This is a genomic window from Curtobacterium sp. SL109, from assembly GCF_026672405.1.
Lineage (GTDB): Bacteria > Actinomycetota > Actinomycetes > Actinomycetales > Microbacteriaceae > Curtobacterium.
Genome location: NZ_JAPPRB010000002.1, coordinates 1,743,194 through 1,763,758, shown reverse-complemented (window position 1 = coordinate 1,763,758; position 20,565 = coordinate 1,743,194). Strand labels below are relative to the sequence as shown.

Below are 20,565 nucleotides of genomic sequence, written 5' to 3'. Positions count from 1 at the left end.
CGCCGCTCCCCGCGTTGCGCCCCGTGGCGCACATCGCGCCCCACACGGCACCTCGGCGCCGCGGCACCGCGGCACCTCGGCGAGGCACCCGCCTCACTGGAAGTCGCGGGACCTCGTCCTGACCGCCAGCGGGAGGCGCTCGATGCGGTCGGCCACGACGTTCACGACGCCGTCCTGCGAGCGCTCGAGGATCCCGCGCACGACGACCGCCGGCGACTCCCGGGCAACTCGCCGGTACCGCCCCCACACCCCGACGCTGCAGATGACGTTGACCAGGCCGGTCTCGTCCTCGACGTTCAGGAAGGTGATCCCCGATGCCGTCGCCGGACGCTGCCGGTGCGTCACGATGCCGCCGACCTCGATCCGCCGCCCGTTCTCGGCCGTGGCGAGGTCCCCGACGCTGAGCACCCGCTTGGCCCGCAGCCGGTCGCGGAGGTGCCCGACGGGGTGGTCGTCCGTCGTCATGCCCGTCGACCACATGTCCGCGATGAGGACGTCGCCGCTCGTCATCTGTCCGAACAGCGGCGGCTGCACGACGACCTGCGTGTCGGGCAGCTGGTCGGGACGCTCGGCAGCGGCCTGGGCAGCTGACCACATGCCGCCACGGCGGTCGACCCCGAACGGCGCGAACGCATCGGCGGCGGCCAGGGCCTCGAGCTGCGGCGTCGTCAGTCCGACCCGACGGGCGAGGTCGGACATGTCCGTGAACGGCCCGTTGGCGTCCCGCTCGGCGACGATCCGCTCGGCGCTCTTCCGCCCGAGCGAGGCCACCTCGGCCAGCCCGAGCCGGACCGCGGAGGCACCGTCCCGCCGGTGCTGTGCGGTGTCGTCGGGCCGTGCCTTGTCGAACGGCAGCACGGGTGGCTGCTCGCCGGCCAGACAGGCGTCGTCACCATGCGGACCGGCGGTGTGTCCGTCGAGGGGCTCCAGGGTGGCGTCGACCGCCGAGCGCAGGATGTCCGGACGCAGCACCTCGACACCGTGTCGGCGGGCGTCGGCCACCAGGGTCTGCGGTGAGTAGAACCCCATCGGCTGGGCCCGGAGCAGCGCCGCGAGGAAGGCGCCCGGGTAGTGCAGCCGCATCCAGGCGCTGGCGTAGACGATGAGCGCGAAGCTGATCGAGTGGCTCTCCGCGAAGCCGAAGTTCGCGAACGCCTGGATCTTGGCGTAGATGGTGTCCGCGTCCGCGCCGTGGATGCCGTTGTCCGCCATGCCCGCGTAGAGCTTGTCCCGCAGCCGGTCGATCTTCTCGTGTCCGCGCTTGGACCCCATGGCACGCCGCAGCAGGTCGGCGTCGTCACCCGAGCAGTTGCCGACGGCGATCGCCATCTGCATCAGCTGCTCCTGGAACAGCGGCACACCGAGGGTGCGTTCGAGCACGGGCTCGAGCGACGGGTGCATGTAGGTGATGGGTTCCTCGCCCGTGCGGCGCCGGATGTACGGGTGCACCGCGCCGCCCTGGATCGGCCCGGGGCGCACCAGCGCGACCTCGATCACCAGGTCGTAGAACCGGCGTGGGAGCAGTCGAGGCAGCGTGCCCATCTGCGCGCGGGACTCGACCTGGAACACCCCGATCGTGTCCGCCCGGCACAGCTGGTCGTAGACGCCCTGCTCCTCCTTCGGGATGGAGTGCATCTCCCAGCGCTCCCCGCAGTGCTCCGCCGCCAGGTCGAACGAGTACTGCAGCGCCGCGAGCATGCCGAGCCCGAGCATGTCGAACTTCACCAGCCCCATGTACGCGCAGTCGTCCTTGTCCCACTGCAGCACGGTGCGGCCGTCCATGCGGGCGTGCTCGATCGGCACGACCTCCCCCACCGGCCGGTCGGTGAGCACCATGCCGCCGGAGTGGATGCCGAGGTGTCGAGGGAACCCGAGGACGTCGCTGGCCAACCCGACGACCTCGGCCGGGATGTCGTGGTCCTGGCTCTCGGTGACGGACCCCCAGCGTTCGACCTGCTTGGACCAGGCGTCCTGCTGCCCGGGGCTGTGGCCGAGCGCCTTGGCCATGTCCCGCACGGCGCCCTTCGGCCGGTAGGTGATGACGTTCGCGACCTGCGCGGCGTTGTACCGGCCGTACTTGTCGTAGACGTACTGGATCACTTCTTCCCGGCGGTCCGAGTCGAAGTCGACGTCGATGTCGGGCTCCTCGTCGCGCATCGCCGACAGGAACCGCTCGAACGGCAGGCCGTAGCGGATCGAGTCCACCGCGGTGATCTCCAGCAGGTAGCAGACCGCCGAGTTCGCCGCGGAGCCGCGTCCCTGGCAGAGGATCCCCCGCCCCCTGGCGTACTGGACCATGTCACGGACGATGAGGAAGTACCCGGGGAACTTCTTGTCCTCGATCACCGCGAGCTCGCGTTCGATGCGCTCCCGCTTGTGCGGGTCGACGCCGTCCGCGCTGCCCGGGTACCGGCGACGGGCGCCGTCCCACGTGAGCTCCCGCAGCCACGACATCGCGGTGTGGCCGTCGGGGACGTCGATGTCGGGCAGTCCGGGCTGCACGGTCTTCAGGCGGAAGCCGAGTTCGTCGGCGAGCGTCACGCTGTGCTCGATCGCGCCCGGGTACCGCGCGAACCGACGGGCCATCTCGGCTCCGGACCGTAGGTGGGCGGTGTCGGCGGCCGGCAGCCAGCCGTCGATCTCGTCGAGACTGCGCCGTGCCCGCACCGCGGCGAGTGCCGTCGCCACAGGGAAGCGGTCGGGTGTGGCGTAGTGCACGTTGCCGGTCGCGACGACGGGCAGCGCGTGCGCGGTCGCCAACGCGGCGAGGGCGTCGTTCCTGGCGCTGTCGAGCGGGTCGCCGTGGTCGAGGAGCTCGACGACCACGTTACCGGTCCCGAAGCGGTCCAGCAACGCGCGCAGGGCGGTGTCGGCCGCGGACTCGCCGCCGTGTTCGAGTGCCTGTCGCACGGCACCCTTCCGGCAGCCCGTCAGCACCCGCCAGTGGCCGCCGGACCGCTGGGCGAGGTCGTCGAGGTCGTACTGCGGGCGGCCCTTCTCGGACCCGGCGCGCAGGTGGGCGCTCGTGACGGCGCCGGCCAACCGGTGGTAGCCGTCCTGTCCGTCGGCCAGCAGCAGCAGATGGGAGCCCTCGGGGTCGGGGACCCCGTTCTGCGGTTCGGTCAGGCCGAGGGAGAGCTCGGTGCCGTACACGGTGCCGACGGTCGGGTACGCCTCGGCGACCTCCGCCATCCGGGCAGCGCCGTAGAAGCCGTCGTGGTCGGTGAGTGCGAGGGCGTGCAGGCGCAGCCGGGCGGCTTCCTCGAACAGGTGCTCGGGCTGGCTGGCGCCGTCGAGGAAGCTGAACGTGGAGTGCGCGTGCAGTTCCGCGTACGGCACGGTGGGTGCGTCGCCGCCCCGGGCGACCTCGGACGGTTCGTACGGCGCACGCTTGCGCGACCACGCGGGGCTGTCCCCGCCGTCACCTTCGTGCGCCGTCCCCGGGCTGCGCTTGTCCGACAGCGCCCGCTCGAACTGCGACCACGGGATCGGTGGGTTGTTGTACCCCATCAGCTGCTCCTGTTCACGTGGCGACCGCCTCTGCCCACCAGCGGTGGTCCGCGAGGACCAGGTACCAGGCCCGCCCCTCGGCGTCGACGAGCTGCAGCCGGTGCAGGCGCCGACCGCCGGCGTCCCACCAGCGCACGACGAGCGGCCAGGGACCGGCCCACGCGGTCACCGCGCCGAAGCCCCCGCCGCGGTCGCCCTCGGCCCGGAACCGGCCGGGCGTCCCCGAGAGCACACCGCGGTCGTCGACGTCCACGCTGCCGCCGTCGACCGTGACGACGTCCACGGGACGGGGACGCTCGAGGACCGTGGCCGGGGGCGGGCCCGGGAGCTTGCCAGGCCAGGGACGGTCCCGCACGGCGCCGAGGTCGGCGGGTGGCGCGTCACCCCACGGCACGAGCACCATCCGCTCGGACAGGGTGCGCCCACCGCCGATGCGCGGGGTCACCACGCCGTCGTGTCCGACCATGCCCTGCACACGGGCGAGCCCGTGGTGGACCCGCTCGTCCGGCCCCGACCCCCACAGCCCGCGCTCGTGGTTCGCCATGTCGTCGACGGCGACCGGTTCGAGGACCACCGACGTGACCGGCGCTTCGAGCCCGGTGGGGTCGACTCCGCCGGCGAGCTGCCAGCGCACCCGGTCGACCACGTCGGCGGCGTCGAACCACCGGGGATGGGTCCACGTGCGCTCGAGCAGGATGTCCCGCTCGTCGAGGATCCCCACGCGGATGGTCGTTGCGACGAGCCCAGCGGCGCGCAGCCGGGCGGCGAAGTCGTCGGCCGACCGGCGGAACGCGAACGCGATCTGGTCGGCGCGGTCGAGTGCCGGTTCGAAGGAGGCCTCGGTGCGGAGCTCCGGCGGGATCTCGCGCGCGGAGATCTCGCGCGGGTCGCGACCGCCCGCCAGCCGGTGCAGGAACGCCCCGGCGAGCCCGAACCGGTCGCGCACCTGTTCGTCACGCAGTGCGGCGAACGCCCCGAGCGTGGTGATCCCGAGGCGGTCGAGCACCGACGCCAGGTCGGCGTCGCCCAGCACCCCGAGCGGCAGCGGCGCCAGGAAGTCGGACGAGCCGTCGACCGGCACGATGCGCACCCGTTCCCCCGGCCGGACCGGACGGGCCCTGGCAGCCTGTTCCGCCGCGAACGGGGTGTCCGCGACGCCGGCACGGACCCCGGGCGCACCGTGGTCGGCGGCGATCCCGGCGAGCGTGGCCGCCGCGGCGCGCTCACCGCCGTAGTAGCGCGCCGGACCACGGGACCGCAGCGCGAGCGTGCCGGGGCACAGGACCTCGACCCCGGGCACCGCTGCCTCCACGGCCCGGATGACCGGCTCGAACGCACGGTGGTCGAGGGCGTCGTCGTAGGACTGCACGACGAGGTCCGTGCAGCGTGCCTGGGCTTCCCGCAGTCGGAGCCCCCGGACGACCCCGTGCTGCCGCGCGGACGCCGAACTCGCGTACACCAGGCCCTTCGACACCACCGCGAAGGGCTGCTCCGGCGGCGCTCCGGCTGCCCGGGCAGCGGCGATGACGGGCCAGTCCGGGCACCAGAGCACGATGGTCCTGGTGGGTGGGGGCTCGGGCAGGGCCCCGCCGCCACGGACGATCGCGTCGACACGGACGCGCTGCTGCCCGATCACGACGCCACCGCCACCGGCCGCAGGTCGCCGCGCACACCGTGCTCGCCGCCCCCGGGCAGCGCCACCGGCATCGGCGTCGCGGTCCTGACCACGCCGTCGGCCGCCGGCAGCAGCAGTTCGGCACTGAGCGGCCGCACCGCACCGGCACGCCCGGTCGCCGTCACCGTGGCCCGACGCTCCGTCAGGTGGCCGTGCCCCTGTCCGATCCCCGACCACGTGGACGACGTGACCCGCAGCGTGACGTCGGCGCCTGGCCACGACCCGAGGGCGACGAGCGCACCCCCGCGCTGTCGCAGCCGGGCGGACAGCCGCGCCACGTCACCGGGCACGACCCGACCGAGCGGACGGGTCAGGACGATCTGCGCGACGTCGGCCATCGCCGCGGTCACGGCGAGCCACTGGTCGCCCGGGTCGGGCACGAGCACGAGGCGTTCCAGGTCGATCCCGGCCGCCGCCGCGGCTTCGATCCCGAAGGACGGCACCCCGACGACCGCACACCACGCCCCCGCGGCGGAGGCCGCCTGCAGCATGGTCATCGCGAGCAGCACGGACTCGGGCACCGCGTAGGTGCCGCCGACCCGGATGGCTCCCCCGGGCAGCAGGGGCTCCAACGCCGCCGCCGTGGGGAGCCCCGCCGTGTCGACGCGGGTGGACTCCATGTCGTTGACCCGCGACCGCAGCGACGTGATCCGGTCGAGCGCCGCGCGGGCGTCCCGGAGGTGGTCGGCGGCACCGCCGGCACCGCTGACGGCAGCGTCACGACGCCCGGGGCGCTCAGCGCGGTCCCCGGGCGAACGGAGTGCCGTCGCCGTCTGCATGCCCTCATATTCGAACATGTGTTCGATGATGTCAATCGCGTCCGACATTCGTGGACACCGGGTCGAACACCCGTTCGATCAGTTCACCAGGACGTCGACGCCCCCACGCTCCCCAGGACCGAGCGGGTCTTCGTCTCGACCTCGTCTGCCTCGTCCTGCGCGACCGAGGACCAGGTCACCGCGCCACCGGCTCCGAGCGTCCGTGACCGCACGCCGTCCGCACGGACCACCGTCACCAGTGTCCGGATGGCCACCGACAGATCCGCTGCACCGCTCGCCGAGAAGTACCCGATCGCGCCCGAGTACACCCCGCGTGGCACATCCTCCAACCGGTCGGAGATGGCCATCGCACTGATCTTGGGCGCACCGGTCATGGACCCGGGCGGGAACGCCGCCCGCACCACCGCCGCCCGCGAGGTCCCCTCCGGCACCACGGCACCGATCGTCGACACCATCTGGTGCACGCTCGCGTACGTCTCGACGTCGCACAGCCGATCGACGTGCACCGACCCGGGCGTCGCCGTCCGCAGCAGGTCGTTCCGCAACAGGTCGACGATCATCACGTTCTCCGCGCGGTCCTTGACGCTCGCCGCCAGTTCGTCACGGACAGCCGCGTCCGCCTCGGGGTCCTCGAGCCGTCGCCGCGTCCCCTTGATCGGCTCGGCGAGCACCCCGCCGTCCGCGTCGATCCGCAGGAACCGCTCCGGCGACCGGCTCGCCACCCGCAGCGGTCCGAGCCGCAGGTACGCCCCGAACGGCACCGGGTCGGCCGCGCGCATCCGCAGGTACTCGTCGAGCTGCGGGTCCGTGGCGGAACCGACCCGAGCCTCCTGCCCGTCGGTGGGCAGGGCGAAGGCGGTGGTGAGACAGACCTGGAACGCGTTCCCCTCGCGGATCTCGGCGCGGCACGCGTCGACCGCGGTCTCGTACGCGGCGCGCGACACGCGTCCGGTCGCCGCCGACCCGCTCGGGAGGCTCGGGGGCACGTCCGCGACGTCGGCCACCGGTGCCGGGGCGGCCACCGTGTCGAGCCATGCCCGGTTGGCGGCGCTGGCTGCCGGTTCGGCGTCGCTCACCAGGGCGAGTGCCCACGCCGCACCGTCGTTCCGGACGACGACGGCACGGTCGACGAACCGCAGGTCGGCGTCCGCGTGGCCGTCGGCGGTCCGGTCGGGGCCGCCGGACTCGCGGCCGAGCTCGTAGCCGAGGAAACCGACCCATCCGAGCGCGAACCCGAGACCGGCGAGGGGTTCGTCGAGGTGCGGGGTGGCGGCGAGCAGGTCGTCGAGGACGGCGAACGCGGGACGGTCCTCCGATCGGTCGATGCCGAACCACGACCGCGCCGGTGCCGAGACGTCGATGACGGCAGACCGGGCCTGGTGGCGGAACCGGACGGCGAAGGGGCCGTCGCACGGGGCGACGACGGACCACCGTGCCCTGCCGGCTGCCGATTCGGGCGCACCGTCGGGCAGGGCGGAGTCGAACCAGACGAGGTCGCCCTCCTCCGATCGGACGAGGGACGTCAGGTCGACCCCGTCGACCTGACGGGACTCGATCCTCAGACGGCCGCGATCGTCCATGCGGCCGCGTGTGCGGCGCCGGGGGCGAGCACGACCAGGCCACGGTCCTCGCCCGCGTTGAACGCGTCGGGCGCGCAGGACATCGGCTCGACCGCGAGACCCGAGCGGTGGTACTCCGGCACGACGTGGTCGGCGGTGTGCACCTGGGCCCACCCGCACTCCGGGCCGAAGGCCACGCGGACGCCGTGCCCGTCGGCGGCGGTGACGGTGATCGCGGCGGTGCCGTCGGCGTCGCGGTCGAAGCCGGTGAAGGCGTGGTCGATGAACCGCGGCCCGATGAGCGTCGCCGTGCGGAGGTCGAACTCGTCGTGCACGGGGACGAGCTCCGTCGGCACCAGCCGGTCCTCGGTGACCTCGAGCACCTCGGCGGCGGGCAGGGCCAGCGTCCAGTCGTCGACACTCCCGGCGCCCGCGGAGAGGTACGGGTGCGGGCCCGTCCCCCACGGAGCCGGGCGGTCGCCGGTGTTCGTGCCGGTCACCGTCGTGTGGAGGCCCTCGGCGTCGAGGCGGTACTCCACGTCCACGACGACGCGGAAGGGGTAGCCCTCCTGCGCGGGGACGGTGGTCGTCAGGGTGACCCGGTCCGCTTCGTGCTCTCCGACCGCGAATTCCACCCACGCGACCAGACCGTGCAGGGCGTGCGAGCGCTTCGGTTCGGAGAGGGCGAGCTCGTGGTCCTGCCCGTCGAAGGTGTAGCGCCCGTCGACCACGCGGTTCGGCCACGGAGCGAGGACGGCACCGCGGAACACCGGGCGGACCTGGTCTGCCTCGAACGGGACGACGAGGTCGCGGTCCCCCTGCCGGAGTGCGCGGAGCGTGGCTCCCACGGTGGCGATCTCGGCGGTGTACCCGGCGGCGGCGATGGACAGCTGCGTGCCGGAGAGGGGGGCGTCGTTGCTCATGCGCTCAGCGTAGCGAACGGGCGGCATCCGCCAGTGGGGACGTCGGCCCGGAACGAGTGAAGCCCCGCCCTCCGTGAGGAGAGCGGGGCTTCGTGGGTGGATCTGAGGGGACTCGAACCCCTGACCCCCTGCATGCCATGCAGGTGCGCTACCAGCTGCGCCACAGACCCATGATCCGGTGTTGCTGCGTTCCCCGGGTTCCCCCGAGGCACCAGTGAAGCGTACACCATGGCCGACCCGGGGAGCGAAATCGCGATGGCACCCCGGGCGCGTCGGCGTCAGGCGTCGGCCGGGGTCTCCGCCGGGGTGGTCGCGGTGACGACGTCGAGCGGGATGGTCGGGCAGTCCGACCAGAGGCGCTCGAGCGAGTAGTACTGGCGGTCTTCCTCGTGGAAGACGTGCACGACGATGTCGCCGAAGTCGATGAGGACCCAGCGGCCCTCGCTCCGGCCTTCGCGGCGGAGCGTCTTGGCGCCGGCCTGCAGCATGCGGTCCTCGACCTCGTCGGCGATGGCCATCACGTTGCGCTCGTTGCGCCCGGTGGCGAGGAGGAACACGTCGGTCAGCTGCAGCGGGCCGGTCACGTCGAGGGCAACGAGGTCCTCGGCCTGCTTGGCGTCGGCGGCGCCGGCGGCGACCTGCACGAGTTCCAGAGCACGGGTGGAAGCGGTCACGGAGTCCTTCCGGTTGTCATCCGGCAGGACACCGGACGGGACACGATCATAAGCCACGCCACCGACGGCGGCGCGGGGTGGTCGACCGCGGGGGTCGACACGAGTGGGAGGACGCGGACGTCAGGACCCGAAGAAGTTGGTCGAGACCAGCGCCACGACGATGACGGTGGCGGCAGCGACACACACGCCGCCGACGGTGAAGCCGAGGATCATCGGCACCCGCGACTCCTTCGGCTTGGCGGCCGCGAGGACCACCTGCCGCGTCGACGTGTGGCTCGACACCGCACGGCTCGCCCGCACGGGGCTGGCGTCCGTCTCGGGCTGCTCGTCGTGCTGCTCGAGCAGTCGGTCCACCTCGGCGCCGTCGATCGGCCGGTGCGACCCGGTCGAGGACAGGGACGCCGGCAGGTCGATCGAGCCGGTCAGGATGACCTCGCCCGTCGCGTTCAGCGCACCCGTGGGGTCCGCCAGCGCCGAGTTCGGCAGGATGATCGCGTTCGAGCCCGTCTCGGCGACCCGACGGATGCCGGTCGCTTCGTCGTGGACCTCGGTGTCGTTCGAGTCGTGCGCCTGCGTGGACCAGTGCCCGACGGGCGTGGCGAACGTGGTCGTCATCGGCTTCGGCTCGGGCGGGCGGATGAAGGCCACCCCGGGAGCCGACTGCTGCGCCGACACGTCAGCTGAGGCGGGACGGTCGTCGTGCTGGACCGGTACCTCGTTGGTGTCGTCCTCGTCGAGGGACAGCGGGAACACCCCGGGCGTCGCCGCGGCGGGCTCCGGCGCTGCCGAGGTGTCCGTCAGGAGGCCGGTCGGCAACTCGACTGGACCGTCGGTGTCGTGGTCCGTGCTCGCGTCGCGCTGGTCGTCGACGGACGGGACATCGTCCGACGGGGCGTCGCCGGCCTGGGGCGCCCAGGTCGACCGGTGGCGTCGGGGTTCCTCGGCGTGCGCGGCGGCTTCCTCGAGGGGTTCGAGCGCATCCGGCGAACCGTCGGCCGCGGTGGCCTGCTCGACCGCAGCTGCCTCGAGGTGCGTGGTCTCGGTGGAGGGTTCCTGCCAGTCCGACGGTTCGGCCGCGGGGTCCGGGAGCGATGCCGGGGCGGGAGCGGGCGTCGACGGGGCGGCGGCATCGTCCTCGTGCGTCGGGGACGCGGGAGCGGTCGCCCCGGCGAACTCGGCAGGAGCGGTCGGCGGTGTCGTGCCGCCCTGGTCGCCCTGCAGCTCGGCGACCGTGCCGAGCACGTCCTGCACGGTGCGGTCGGACGACTGGGGTGCCGGGTTGCGCAGCGGGACCGGGCCGGTGGCCTGCCCCTCGGCAGCGCGCATCTGGCGGATCTGGCGGCGGGTGAGACCGCCCGACCCCGGCACGATCTCCGTCGCGGAGGCTGGCGGCTGGTCCGGCACGCCGGCGGACGAGGTCGGCGCTGACGGCACGACCGGTCCGGCGGACTGCGCGGGACCGGGCGCCGCCGGCGCGACATGGGAACCCGGTCGACGGCGTGCGCCGTCGACGGAGGTGGGCTGGGGGGCGGCCACGGTCGGCGGCGGGGTCACGGGCTGGCCCCCGGCCGAGGCTGCGCGCTCTCGCTCGCGCGCCTGGCGCCGCGACAGGGGCGGCTGCGCGTCGGACGGACTCATGCAACGCTCCGATACAGGTGGTGCTTGGTGATGTACTGGACGACACCGTCGGGAACCAGGTACCAGACAGGGTTGCCCTGTCGGACCCGGTCACGACAGTCGGTCGAGGATATCGCCAGCGCCGGGACTTCGAGCAGACTGACGTCACGCTCGGGGAGCCCGGTGATGCTCAGGTTGTGGCCGGGACGGGTGACGGCGACGAAGTGTGCCAGGTCCCACAGACCATCGTGGTCTTTCCAGTCGACGATCTGCTGGACGGCGTCTGCGCCCGAGATGAAGACGAGCTGCGCGTCAGGGCGTTGTTCGTGCAGGTCCTGGAGGGTGTCGACCGTGTAGGTCGGGCCAGGACGGTCGATGTCCACGCGGCTGACGGTGAACATCGGGTTCGACGCGGTCGCGATGACCGTCATCAGGTAGCGGTGCTCCGCATCGGTGACCCCGGACTTCATGTAGGGCTGTCCGGTGGGGACGAAGACGACTTCGTCGAGGTCGAACGACCTGGCGACTTCGGACGCCGCGACGAGGTGGCCGTGGTGGATGGGGTCGAACGTGCCGCCCATCACACCGATGCGGGGCCGCCCCGAGCTCTCGAGCATGGAGCGGCGCGTCAGATCTTGGTGTGGCCGTACTCGTCCACACCGGTCTCGTGGGTGCGGGTGGCCTCGAACTTGTTCGAGTGGCGGTACGCGATGTCGCGGAAGGACCACGTGACGAAACCGAGGAAGGCGAAGAACGCAGCAGCCACGACCGGGAAGATGAACGCAGGGACCGACGAGGCGTTCTCGGCGGCTTCAGCGAGGAGGGTCATGGTGCGGTGCTCCGATCGGTCGAGGAAGACTGTGGGCCAGTCTAGCCGCGGATCTGACCCTGTCCGCGCACGACCCACTTCGTGCTGGTGAGTTCCGGCAGCCCCATCGGCCCCCGCGCGTGCAGCTTCTGCGTCGAGATGCCGACCTCGGCGCCGAACCCGAACTCGCCGCCGTCGGTGAACCGCGTCGAGGCGTTGACCATCACCACGGCCGAGTCGACGGCCTGCAGGAAGCGCTCGGCGGTGTCGACGTCGTTCGTCACGATCGACTCGGTGTGGTGCGTCGACCACTTCGCGATGTGCGCCATGGCCGCGTCGACGTCCGGCACCACCCGGATCGACAGGTCGAGGTCCATCGACTCGGTCGCCCAGTCGACGTCGGTCGCGCGGAGGACGCCGGGCACGATCGCCCGGGTCGCGTCGTCACCGCGGAGGGTGACGCCGGCCGCGCGGAGCCGGTCCGCCAGCGTCGGCAGGAGCCGTTCGGCGGCACGCTGGTGCACGAGCAGGGTCTCGAGCGCGTTGCAGACGCTGGGCCGCTGGACCTTGCTGTTGAGGACGATGTCGACGGACCGTGCCAGGGGCGCGGACTCGTCGAGGAAGACGTGCACGACCCCGGCACCGGTCTCGATCACGGGGACCTGCGACTCGGTGACCACCGTCTGGATGAGCGAGGCGCTGCCCCGCGGGATGAGCACGTCGACGAGCCCCCTGGCCCGCATCAGCTCGGTCGCCCCGGCCCGGCCGAACTCGTCGATCGTCTGGACCAGCGCGCGCGGGAGCCCGACGGACTCGACCGCGTCCTGCAGCACCCCGACGAGCACCGCGTTCGTGCGTTCCGCTGCCGATCCCCCGCGCAGGACGACGGCGTTGCCGCTCTTCAGCGCCAGGCTCGCGATGTCGACCGTCACGTTCGGACGGGCCTCGTAGATCGCGCCGACGACGCCGAACGGCACGCGGACCTGGCTGAGCTGCAGACCGTTCGGCAGCACCGATCCCCGGACGGACTGGCCGACGGGGTCGGTGAGCCCGACGACGTGTTCGACGGCCGCTGCGAGCGCGTCGATCCGGACCGGGTCGAGTCGGAGCCGGTCGAGGAGTCCCCCGGCGAGTCCGCCGTCCTCACCCGCGACGAGGTCGAGGTGGTTCGCCGCCACGATGTCGTCGGTGGCCGTGCGGACCGCCCGGGCGATGGCCAGGAGCGCGGCGTCCTTGACGGCGGTGGTGGCCGTCGCGAGGGTCCCGGCCGCGGCGCGGGCCGCCACCAGCTTGTCGGTGAGGGTCGGAGCGGGGGCGGTCAGCGACATGGGTCGATTCTAGGACCGGCACCACCCGCGTGACGGCGGCAGTCAGCGACCGGCACCACCCGCGTGACGGCGGCAGCCGCGGACCGACAGCGTCAGCCCCGCGGCCCCGCGTGGAACCAGGTGCCGACGTGCTCCCCCGCCAGGGCCCGGTCGACCAGGGACGTCGCGGTCACGAGCACCGCGGTGCCCGCCTCGGCCGCCAGTCGTGCCGCCGCGACCTTCGTGCCCGCTCCCCCGGTGCCGACCCCGGCCGCGCCGATGGTCCCGAACGTGACCCCGGCGAGCTCGTCCCCGAACGGCACCTCGTCGATGCGCTCGGCCCCGGGCTGCTCGGGCGGCTTCGTGTACAGGGCCTCGACGTCGGAGAGCAGCACGAGGGCGTCGGCCCCGAGCAGCCGCGCCACCAGCGCCGCGAGCCGGTCGTTGTCGCCGAAGCGGATCTCGTGGGTGGCGACGGTGTCGTTCTCGTTGACGATCGGCAGCACGCGCAGCGCGAGCAGCCGGTCGATCGCCCGCTGCGCGTTGACGCGGTGCGTGGGGTTCTGCAGGTCCCCGGCGGTCAGCAGGATCTGTGCCGCGACGACACCGTGCCGGTCCAGCTGCTGCTGGTACCGGAACATCAGGACGTTCTGGCCGGTGGCCGCGGCTGCCTGCTGCGTGGCGAGGTCGTCCGGCCGGCCCTCGAGCCCGAGGAACGGGAAGCCCGTCGCGATGGCACCGGACGACACCAGGACGACCTCGGTCCCGTGGCCGTACGCGGTGGCGAGGGCGTCGACGAGCGACCCGATCTGGCCGGCGGCGTCGCCCGAGACCGACGACGACCCGACCTTGACCACGATCCGCCGGGCGCGCGGGAGGTCAGCGCGCCGGCGGACGGGGCCGAGGGAGGTCGTGTCGGTCATGCGGTGGTCAGTCCTGCTCGTCCTCGTCGTCGGCCCACATGCCGGACTTGCGCTCCTGCTCGAGCTCGGCACGCGCGGCGGCCTTGGCGTCCATCCGCTCGTAGTAGTTCTGTCGACGTTCGTTGCTCGTCTGCCGACCGGACTGGTCGAGACGGGCGTCGGTGCCACGGGCGCTCGTGATGAGCTCCGCGGTCGACGTCAGGGTCGGCTCCCAGTCGAAGATCATGCCGCCGTCGCCACCGATGACGACGGTGGAGCCGGCGACGGCCCCGGCCTTGAACAGGCCGTCCTCGACACCGAGCTTGGCGAGCCGGTCGGCCAGGTAGCCGATCGCCTCCTCGTTGGTGAAGTCGGTCTGCTGCACCCAGCGCTCCGGCTTCGACCCGCGGACGCGGTAGAAGCGGTGCTCCTCGCCGCCTTCGGCACGGACGGTGAAGCCGCCCTTGGCGTCGACGGCCTTCGGGCGGATCGCGATGCGCTCCGGGACCGGCTCGGCCGCCTTGGCGAGACGGGCCTGCTCGACGATGCCGCCCAGGGCGAAGCTCAGCTCGCGGAGGCCCTGGTGCGACGCGGTGGAGATCGGGAAGACGCGGTAGCCGCGGGCCTCGAGCTCGGGGGTCACGAACGCGGCCAGCTCGGCGGCGTCGGGGACGTCGATCTTGTTGAGCGCGATGAGCTGCGGGCGCTCGAGCAGCGGCAGCTGGCCCTCGGGCACCGGGTAGCGCTCGAGTTCGCGGAGCAGGACGTCGAGGTCGCTGATCGGGTCACGGCCGGGGTCGAGGGTGGCGCAGTCGATGACGTGCAGCAGGACCTCGCACCGCTCGACGTGGCGGAGGAACTCGAGGCCGAGGCCCTTGCCCTCGGATGCACCCTCGATGAGCCCGGGGACGTCGGCGACCGTGAAGCGGACCTCGCCGGACTCGACGACGCCGAGGTTCGGGGTCAGCGTGGTGAAGGGGTAGTCCGCGATCTTCGGCTTGGCAGCGGAGACGGCGGCGATGAGCGAGGACTTGCCGGCACTCGGGTACCCGACCAGGGCGACGTCGGCGATCGTCTTGAGCTCGAGGCGCACGTCGCTGGCCTCGCCGTCGGTGCCGAGGAGCGCGAACCCGGGGGCCTTGCGCTTCGTCGTGGCGAGCGCGGCGTTGCCGAGACCGCCCTGACCGCCCTGGGCGACGACGATGCGCATGCCCGGTTCGGTCATGTCCGCGAGCACCTCGCCGGACTCGTCGTAGACCACGGTGCCGACGGGCACGGGGAGCTCGAGCTCGTCACCGCTGATCCCGCTGCGCATGTCGCCCATGCCCGGCTGGCCGTTGCGGCTGGAACGGTGCGGCGAGCGGTGGTAGCCGAGCAGCGTGGTGACCTGCGGGTCGGCGACGAGCACGATGTCACCGCCGTCACCGCCGTTGCCGCCGTCGGGACCAGCCAGTGGCTTGAACTTCTCGCGACGAACGGACACGCATCCGTTGCCGCCGTTCCCCGCGCTGAGGTGCAGGATCACGTCGTCGACGAACGTCGCCATCGGTTGTTCACTCTCCGTAGACCAGAGGCGACCGGAGCCGCCAGTGACGGCCGGGGCCGTCGAAACACGAATGAGGGGCAGGCACGCGGCCCGCCCCTCATCCAGAGAACTGTGTCGTCAGACGCTCACGGCGTCGACGATGTTGATGACCTTGCGGCCACCCTTGGTGCCGAACTCGACCGAGCCAGCGGCCAGGGCGAACAGCGTGTCGTCGCCACCGCGGCCGACGTTCGCGCCCGGGTGGAAGTGCGTCCCACGCTGGCGGACGATGATCTCACCGGCGTTGACGACCTCGCCACCGAAGCGCTTCACGCCGAGGCGCTGTGCGTTCGAGTCGCGACCGTTGCGAGTGGAACTCGCACCCTTCTTGTGTGCCATTGTCTGCTCCCGCCTTACGCGATCTTCGTGACCTTGACGCGCGTGAGGTCCGCGCGGAAGCCCTGGCGCTTCTTGTAACCGGTCTTGTTCTTGAACTTCTGGATGATGACCTTCTTGCCGCGGAGGTCCTCGAGCACCTCGGCGGTGACGGTCACCTTCGCCAGGTCGGTCGCGGCGGAGGTGATGGTGTCACCGTCCACGAGGAGCACGGGCGCGAGCTCGATGTTGCCCTGGTCATCGGCCTTCTTGCGATCGATGGTGAGGATCGTGCCGACCTCGACCTTCTCCTGACGGCCGCCGGCGCGCACTACTGCGTAAACCACGTGGAAATCCTTACGTAACTCTGCTTGAGGGAAGTCTCGGGTGTCTGTTCCTGCGCGACCACCGGCGGAACCGGTGGCCGGCGACACAGGCAGAACGGCCCGTTGACACCAGGGATCGAGCGTACTCGATGGGCATGGGTCCGGTCAAACGCCGACACGCGCCTAGCATGGACACGTGACCGTGTTGATCGACCCACCGACGTGGCCCGCCCACGAAACCGTGTGGTCGCACCTCGTCAGTGACCTATCGTACGCGGAGCTCCACGACTTCGCAGCACGTGCCGGTGTGCCACGCCGGGCCTTCGACCACGACCACTACGACGTGCCCCAGGCGCGCTACGACGAACTCGTCGCCCTCGGCGCGACCCCGGTGACCGGGCGCGAGCTGGTGCTGCGCCTCATCCGGAGCGGTCTCCGGGTCGCCCAGCGGGACAAGCGCGGCTTCTGAGCCGCCCCAGGACCGGACAGGAGGCCCGTGGCGGGGTCGCCACGAGCCTCCTGTCCGGTGGGTGCCCTGACCAGGGCCGGTCGGGTCAGCGACCCGGCGGCGGTGGTCCCCACTGCTGCTGCGGGGGTGCCCACTGCTGGGTGGGCTGCTGCTGTGGCTGCACGGTCGCCGGCGGGACCGCGTCCGCCGGCCGCACCGTGCCGGGCGTGCCGGAGGTCGGGCGGCCGGTACGACTTCGGGGACGGCCGAGCCAGAGCCACGCCACCGTGGCTGCGGCCAGGAGCATCGCGGTCAGCGGCATACCGCGCTGCAGCGGCGACGTCAGGACGTCCGTCAGCAGGCGCCTGGGGCCCGCGTCGACCGCGCCGTACGCCCCCGTGACGACCCCGACGAGTGCCAGGGCCAGCGTGCCGGCCGCACCGCCGAGGACCGCGCGGAGCAGGACGACGGGGAGCGGGCTGCGCCGCGTGATCGGCGTGAGGAACGCCAGCGCCAGGAAGGCGCCCGCGTAGAACGGGAACGGCGTCAGGAAGACGGCGGTGGCGAAGCTCAGCACGACGTTGTGACCGCCGTAGGAACTGAACGGGCCGACGTACAGGCTCGTGCCGATCATCCCGAGCAGACCGGACAGCGCCTGGACCGCGAGCACCCCGACCACCGCGATGGCCGCGCCCGCGACCGCGGCACCGGAGGCACCGGGCGCGAAGGCCCTGGTCGGGTCCCCCGCACGCCGGGGCGGCCGGGGCGGGAGGAACCCGCCGCCGGCCGGTCCGCCGCCGTGCTGCTGCTGCTGCTGCTGGTACTGCTGCTGCTGCTGCTGCCACCCGGCGCCGTAGTACCCGCGGTCGTCCGGTTGCGGGCGGCGCTCGGGGGTGCTCACGCTCAGCTCCCCAGGATCACGGTGCCGTCGTCGGAGGCGTCACCGTCGGTCGTCGCCGGGGCGCTGATGCTTCCCGACGAGACACGGCGCGACCGGGACCGACCCTGCCCGGGCTGCTTCGGCTCCGGGAGCGCCTGCAGGACGGAGTCGAGGAGCGAGTCCGCGTCGGGCGCCTTGCGGGGCTCGCGCTTCGTCACCGCGACGGGGATGTCGAGGATGGCGACCGTCGTGTCCGCCGGGGTGACCGTGGCGGACGAGGACGCCCGACGACGAGCCGGCGGCGTGGTCGGCTGGGTCGGCTGCTCCGGTGCGGACGCAGCCGGTGCGGTCGTGTCCGGAGCGGACGTGACCGGCGTGGCCGTGACCTGCGTGGCCGGGGCCGCGGTCGTCTCGGCGGTGCGCTCGGTCGGAGCGATCGCCGGGGCGGCAGTGGCAGCGGCGGGTGCCGGCAGCGTCAGGACACCGTCGGTCGAGGCCGGGGCGCTCTGCTCGGAGCTGGCACGACCACCGCGACGACGGCGGCGCTTGGGGCCGCCCTCGGTCGACGCCTCGGGGGCGTCGGTGGCTGCGGGGGCTGCCGACGCGGCCGATGCTGCGGGCGCGGCGGGCGCCGAGGCCGGAGACGACGACGACTCGGGCGTGGTCGGCGACGCGGCCGGCTCCTCGTGGCCGATCGTCGACGCGGCGATCCGGGAGAGCGCGTGCTTCACGTCCTCCGTGATCTGGTGCGCCTGCGACGGCTTCTGCTCGCCGCCGGGACCGTTCGACCCGGACCCGTTGCCGTGCCCGTTGCCGTTGCCGTTGCCGTTGCCACGCGTGTTGCCGCCGGCCGAGGACGTGCCCTCGGAGCCGTTGCCACGACCCTTGCGACGTCCCTTGGAGGGGCCGGGGTCGGCGTTGTTGTCGTTGACCTTCGCGTTGACCTCGTCGAGGGACTCGCGCAGGCCAACACCGATCTTCTTGCGGGTCATCTGCACGAGGCCGAGCGAGGTGACCTCGGCCACCTGGTGCTTCGTGCGGTCGCGGCTGAGGCACTCGACGAGACGACGCAGCACGAGGTCGCGGTTCGACTCGAGCACCATGTCGATGAAGTCGACGACGATGATCCCGCCGATGTCGCGCAGCCGGAGCTGGCGGACGATCTCCTCGGCGGCCTCGAGGTTGTTCTTCGTGACGGTCTCCTCGAGGTTGCCCCCGGAGCCGACGAACTTGCCCGTGTTGACGTCGACCACGGTCATGGCCTCGGTGCGGTCGATGACGAGCGAACCGCCCGAGGGCAGCCAGACCTTGCGGTCGAGGGCCTTCTCGACCTGCTCGTTGAGGCGGTGCTCCTCGAACGAGTCCGGGCCGTCGTACAGCTCGACGCGGTCCTTGAGGTTCGGGCGCGACGGCGTCGAGGTACTCCTCGATGGTCTCGCGGGCCGCGTCGCCGTCGATGATGAGCTTCGTGAAGTCCTCGTTGAAGACGTCGCGGACGATCTTCACGAGCAGGTCGGGCTCCGAGTGGAGCATGACCGGCGCCTGGCCGACCGCGACCTTCTTCTGGATGGCCTCCCACTGCGCGGTGAGGCGCTGGACGTCGCGCGTCAGCTGCTCCTCGGTGGCACCCTCGGCCGCGGTGCGGACGATGACGCCGGCGTGCTCGGGCAGGACCGCCTTGAGGATCTTCTTCAGGCGGGCGCGCTCGGTGTCCGGGAGCTTCCGCGAGATGCCGTTCATCGAACCGTTCGGCACGTAGACGAGGTAGCGACCGGGCAGCGAGACCTGGCTGGTCAGGCGGGCGCCCTTGTGGCCGACCGGGTCCTTCGTGACCTGCACGAGGACCTTGTCACCCGGCTTGAGCGCTGCCTCGATGCGGCGGCCGTGGTTGCCGGTCTCGACGGAGTTCCAGTCGACCTCACCGGCGTAGAGCACGGCGTTGCGGCCGCGCCCGATGTCGACGAAGGCGGCCTCCATCGAGGGGAGGACGTTCTGCACCTTGCCGAGGTAGACGTTGCCGATGAGCGACACGTTGTGCGACTTGGTGACGTAGTGCTCGGCGAGGACGTTGTCCTCGATCACGCCGATCTCGATCTTCTCCGCGCTGGAGCGGACGATCATCTGGCGGTCGACGCTCTCGCGCCGGGCGAGGAACTCGTCCTCGGTCACGACCTGGCGACGACGGCCGGCGTCACGGCCGTCGCGGCGACGCTGCTTCTTGGCCTCGAGACGCGTGGAGCCCTTCACCTTCTGGGGCTCGGTGATGTACTCGACCTCGCGGCGGCGGGGCTCCTGGTGGTCGCGCGGCTCGCGGGGCTCACGGTCGGCGCTGCTGCCACGACGACGGGTGCGACGACGGCTGCCCGACTCCTGGTCATCGTCCTCGTCCCAGCGGTCGTCACGGTCGGACCGGGCGCCACGGACGGGGAGCTCCGGCAGGACCGGGGCGTGGAAGATCAGGCTGAGGGTGGACGTGGCCTTCGGGGCCTCGACCGCGGGGGTCGCGGGCTCGGCGGTCTCGTCGGTCGCCGGAGCGTCCGCGTGGGAGTCCGTCGGGGTGTCGTCGTCGGTCTCGGCGTCGCCGTCCTCGTCGGACCAGCGGAGCGCGTTGCGGGCGGCGGCCGTGGTGGACGCCGTCGCCGCAGCGTCGGTGGTCGTCGCGGGGGCGACCTGCGCGGTGTCGGTCTGCGCCGTGTCGGTCTGCTGGGGCGGCGTCGCCAGCTCGTCCGCCAGCGCCGCGGCGTCGGCCACGGCGGTCTCGGGTGCGTCGTCCGCACCGGCGGCCTCGGCCACCGCGGCGACCTCGGCGTCGGCCGCCTGGGCGGCGACCGCCTCGGCGCCCACGACGGGCAGGTCACCGGTGAGGGTGCTGACGTCGTGGGCGACCGCGGTCGCGCCGGTCTGGACGTCGACCTGCACCGAGACGGAGTCGGTCACGACCGGCTCGGTCGTCTCCGCCGCGGTCGGCTCCGGCACGCTCGGCTCGGGAGACCCGGTGGTCTCGACGGCGTCGGTGGACGTCGGGACACCCCCGGCGGTCTGCTGCCCCGACCGGGCGCGGCGTCCGCCGAACAGGCGGCCCCGTCGCTTCGGTGCGTCGTCGTTGTTGTCGTTCGCGTTGTGTTCGCTCTGCTCCACCATGGACTGGTGCACTCCTCGACCCCGCGCTGACCCTGTCGGGTGGCGGGAACTCTGTGGTTGTGGCGGGCGGCGGCCACGCCACCCGCACTCGCTGGTCAGTGACCGTCCGGCGTCGA

Annotated in this window: 16 protein-coding genes, 1 tRNA gene and 1 pseudogene; 1 reads left to right on the top strand and 17 read right to left on the bottom strand. The window is 72.6% G+C overall.

The genetic code is table 11. The features are described 5' to 3' along the window. Nucleotides 1-93: 93 nt before the first annotated feature. The 15 genes from OVA28_RS09880 to rplU form a co-directional block, all read right to left on the bottom strand. On the bottom strand, nucleotides 94-3,510 hold the full coding sequence (locus OVA28_RS09880) for an error-prone DNA polymerase (RefSeq protein ID WP_194660743.1): 3,417 nt from the start codon (nucleotides 3,508-3,510) through the stop codon (nucleotides 94-96). A gap of 13 nt (nucleotides 3,511-3,523) precedes the next feature. Further along, on the bottom strand, nucleotides 3,524-5,146 hold the full coding sequence (locus OVA28_RS09875; protein WP_268096804.1) for a DNA polymerase Y family protein: 1,623 nt from the start codon (nucleotides 5,144-5,146) through the stop codon (nucleotides 3,524-3,526). Next, nucleotides 5,143-5,982 carry a hypothetical protein gene (locus tag OVA28_RS09870; RefSeq protein WP_194660741.1) on the bottom strand — a complete coding sequence of 280 codons (840 nt, stop codon included), beginning with the start codon at nucleotides 5,980-5,982 and terminating at the stop codon, nucleotides 5,143-5,145. The genes OVA28_RS09875 and OVA28_RS09870 overlap by 4 nt, the downstream gene beginning before the upstream one ends. A 65-nt stretch (nucleotides 5,983-6,047) precedes the next feature. Then, complete coding sequence (locus OVA28_RS09865) at nucleotides 6,048-7,544, bottom strand: anthranilate synthase component I family protein (RefSeq protein WP_268096803.1); 1,497 nt, start codon at nucleotides 7,542-7,544, stop codon at nucleotides 6,048-6,050. After that, nucleotides 7,523-8,446, bottom strand: coding sequence for an aldose 1-epimerase family protein (locus tag OVA28_RS09860; protein ID WP_268096802.1), 924 nt, complete (start codon nucleotides 8,444-8,446; stop codon nucleotides 7,523-7,525). Before OVA28_RS09860 ends, OVA28_RS09865 begins: the two co-directional genes overlap by 22 nt. Nucleotides 8,447-8,543: 97 nt before the next feature. Continuing rightward, nucleotides 8,544-8,616 (bottom strand) — tRNA-Ala (locus tag OVA28_RS09855). Nucleotides 8,617-8,724: 108 nt separating this feature from the next. Then, nucleotides 8,725-9,120: a ribosome silencing factor gene (rsfS, locus tag OVA28_RS09850; RefSeq protein WP_194660738.1), complete on the bottom strand. Its 396-nt coding sequence runs from the start codon at nucleotides 9,118-9,120 to the stop codon at nucleotides 8,725-8,727. Between the two features lie 120 nt (nucleotides 9,121-9,240). After that, nucleotides 9,241-10,758 (bottom strand): hypothetical protein, encoded by a 1,518-nt coding sequence (locus OVA28_RS09845; RefSeq protein ID WP_268096801.1) that lies wholly within the window; start codon nucleotides 10,756-10,758, stop codon nucleotides 9,241-9,243. Continuing rightward, complete coding sequence (gene nadD, locus OVA28_RS09840; protein ID WP_268096800.1) at nucleotides 10,755-11,354, bottom strand: nicotinate-nucleotide adenylyltransferase; 600 nt, start codon at nucleotides 11,352-11,354, stop codon at nucleotides 10,755-10,757. Before nadD ends, OVA28_RS09845 begins: the two co-directional genes overlap by 4 nt. Before the next feature lie 11 nt (nucleotides 11,355-11,365). Then, entirely contained in the window at nucleotides 11,366-11,566 is a 201-nt protein-coding gene (locus OVA28_RS09835; protein WP_071274190.1) for a hypothetical protein, read from the bottom strand. A gap of 41 nt (nucleotides 11,567-11,607) precedes the next feature. Continuing rightward, on the bottom strand, nucleotides 11,608-12,873 hold the full coding sequence (locus OVA28_RS09830; protein ID WP_268096799.1) for a glutamate-5-semialdehyde dehydrogenase: 1,266 nt from the start codon (nucleotides 12,871-12,873) through the stop codon (nucleotides 11,608-11,610). Between the two features lie 92 nt (nucleotides 12,874-12,965). After that, the gene (proB, locus tag OVA28_RS09825) at nucleotides 12,966-13,775 is read right to left on the bottom strand and encodes a glutamate 5-kinase (protein WP_268096798.1); all 810 of its coding nucleotides are present in this window, start codon (nucleotides 13,773-13,775) and stop codon (nucleotides 12,966-12,968) included. 7 nt (nucleotides 13,776-13,782) lie between these two features. Continuing rightward, nucleotides 13,783-15,300: a GTPase ObgE gene (gene obgE / locus OVA28_RS09820; protein WP_268096797.1), complete on the bottom strand. Its 1,518-nt coding sequence runs from the start codon at nucleotides 15,298-15,300 to the stop codon at nucleotides 13,783-13,785. Nucleotides 15,301-15,417: 117 nt separating this feature from the next. Continuing rightward, nucleotides 15,418-15,678 carry a 50S ribosomal protein L27 gene (rpmA, locus tag OVA28_RS09815; protein WP_071274202.1) on the bottom strand — a complete coding sequence of 87 codons (261 nt, stop codon included), beginning with the start codon at nucleotides 15,676-15,678 and terminating at the stop codon, nucleotides 15,418-15,420. 14 nt (nucleotides 15,679-15,692) lie between these two features. After that, entirely contained in the window at nucleotides 15,693-16,001 is a 309-nt protein-coding gene (gene rplU, locus OVA28_RS09810) for a 50S ribosomal protein L21 (RefSeq protein ID WP_071274205.1), read from the bottom strand. Between the two features lie 175 nt (nucleotides 16,002-16,176). Here rplU and OVA28_RS09805 point away from each other — a divergent pair, with 175 nt between their 5' ends. Then, nucleotides 16,177-16,449: a DUF4031 domain-containing protein gene (locus tag OVA28_RS09805; protein WP_194660732.1), complete on the top strand. Its 273-nt coding sequence runs from the start codon at nucleotides 16,177-16,179 to the stop codon at nucleotides 16,447-16,449. A gap of 85 nt (nucleotides 16,450-16,534) precedes the next feature. On the opposite strand, the gene OVA28_RS09800 is transcribed toward OVA28_RS09805, so the two are convergent. Then, nucleotides 16,535-17,329: a hypothetical protein gene (locus OVA28_RS09800; protein WP_268096795.1), complete on the bottom strand. Its 795-nt coding sequence runs from the start codon at nucleotides 17,327-17,329 to the stop codon at nucleotides 16,535-16,537. Between the two features lie 2 nt (nucleotides 17,330-17,331). Then, nucleotides 17,332-20,449: pseudogene (locus OVA28_RS09795) on the bottom strand (Rne/Rng family ribonuclease). Nucleotides 20,450-20,565: the final 116 nt, after the last annotated feature.

Bases quoted from the DNA above. Each gene is read 5' to 3' on its own strand.
- OVA28_RS09870 (WP_194660741.1), bottom strand. From the start codon at position 5,982: ATGTTCGAATATGAGGGCATGCAGACGGCGACGGCACTCCGTTCGCCC.
- OVA28_RS09830 (WP_268096799.1), bottom strand. From the start codon at position 12,873: ATGTCGCTGACCGCCCCCGCTCCGACCCTCACCGACAAGCTGGTGGCG.
- proB (WP_268096798.1), bottom strand. From the start codon at position 13,775: ATGACCGACACGACCTCCCTCGGCCCCGTCCGCCGGCGCGCTGACCTC.
- rpmA (WP_071274202.1), bottom strand. From the start codon at position 15,678: ATGGCACACAAGAAGGGTGCGAGTTCCACTCGCAACGGTCGCGACTCG.
- OVA28_RS09880 (WP_194660743.1), bottom strand. From the start codon at position 3,510: ATGGGGTACAACAACCCACCGATCCCGTGGTCGCAGTTCGAGCGGGCG.
- OVA28_RS09845 (WP_268096801.1), bottom strand. From the start codon at position 10,758: ATGAGTCCGTCCGACGCGCAGCCGCCCCTGTCGCGGCGCCAGGCGCGC.
- OVA28_RS09835 (WP_071274190.1), bottom strand. From the start codon at position 11,566: ATGACCCTCCTCGCTGAAGCCGCCGAGAACGCCTCGTCGGTCCCTGCG.
- OVA28_RS09860 (WP_268096802.1), bottom strand. From the start codon at position 8,446: ATGAGCAACGACGCCCCCCTCTCCGGCACGCAGCTGTCCATCGCCGCC.
- nadD (WP_268096800.1), bottom strand. From the start codon at position 11,354: ATGCTCGAGAGCTCGGGGCGGCCCCGCATCGGTGTGATGGGCGGCACG.
- obgE (WP_268096797.1), bottom strand. From the start codon at position 15,300: ATGGCGACGTTCGTCGACGACGTGATCCTGCACCTCAGCGCGGGGAAC.
- OVA28_RS09865 (WP_268096803.1), bottom strand. From the start codon at position 7,544: ATGGACGATCGCGGCCGTCTGAGGATCGAGTCCCGTCAGGTCGACGGG.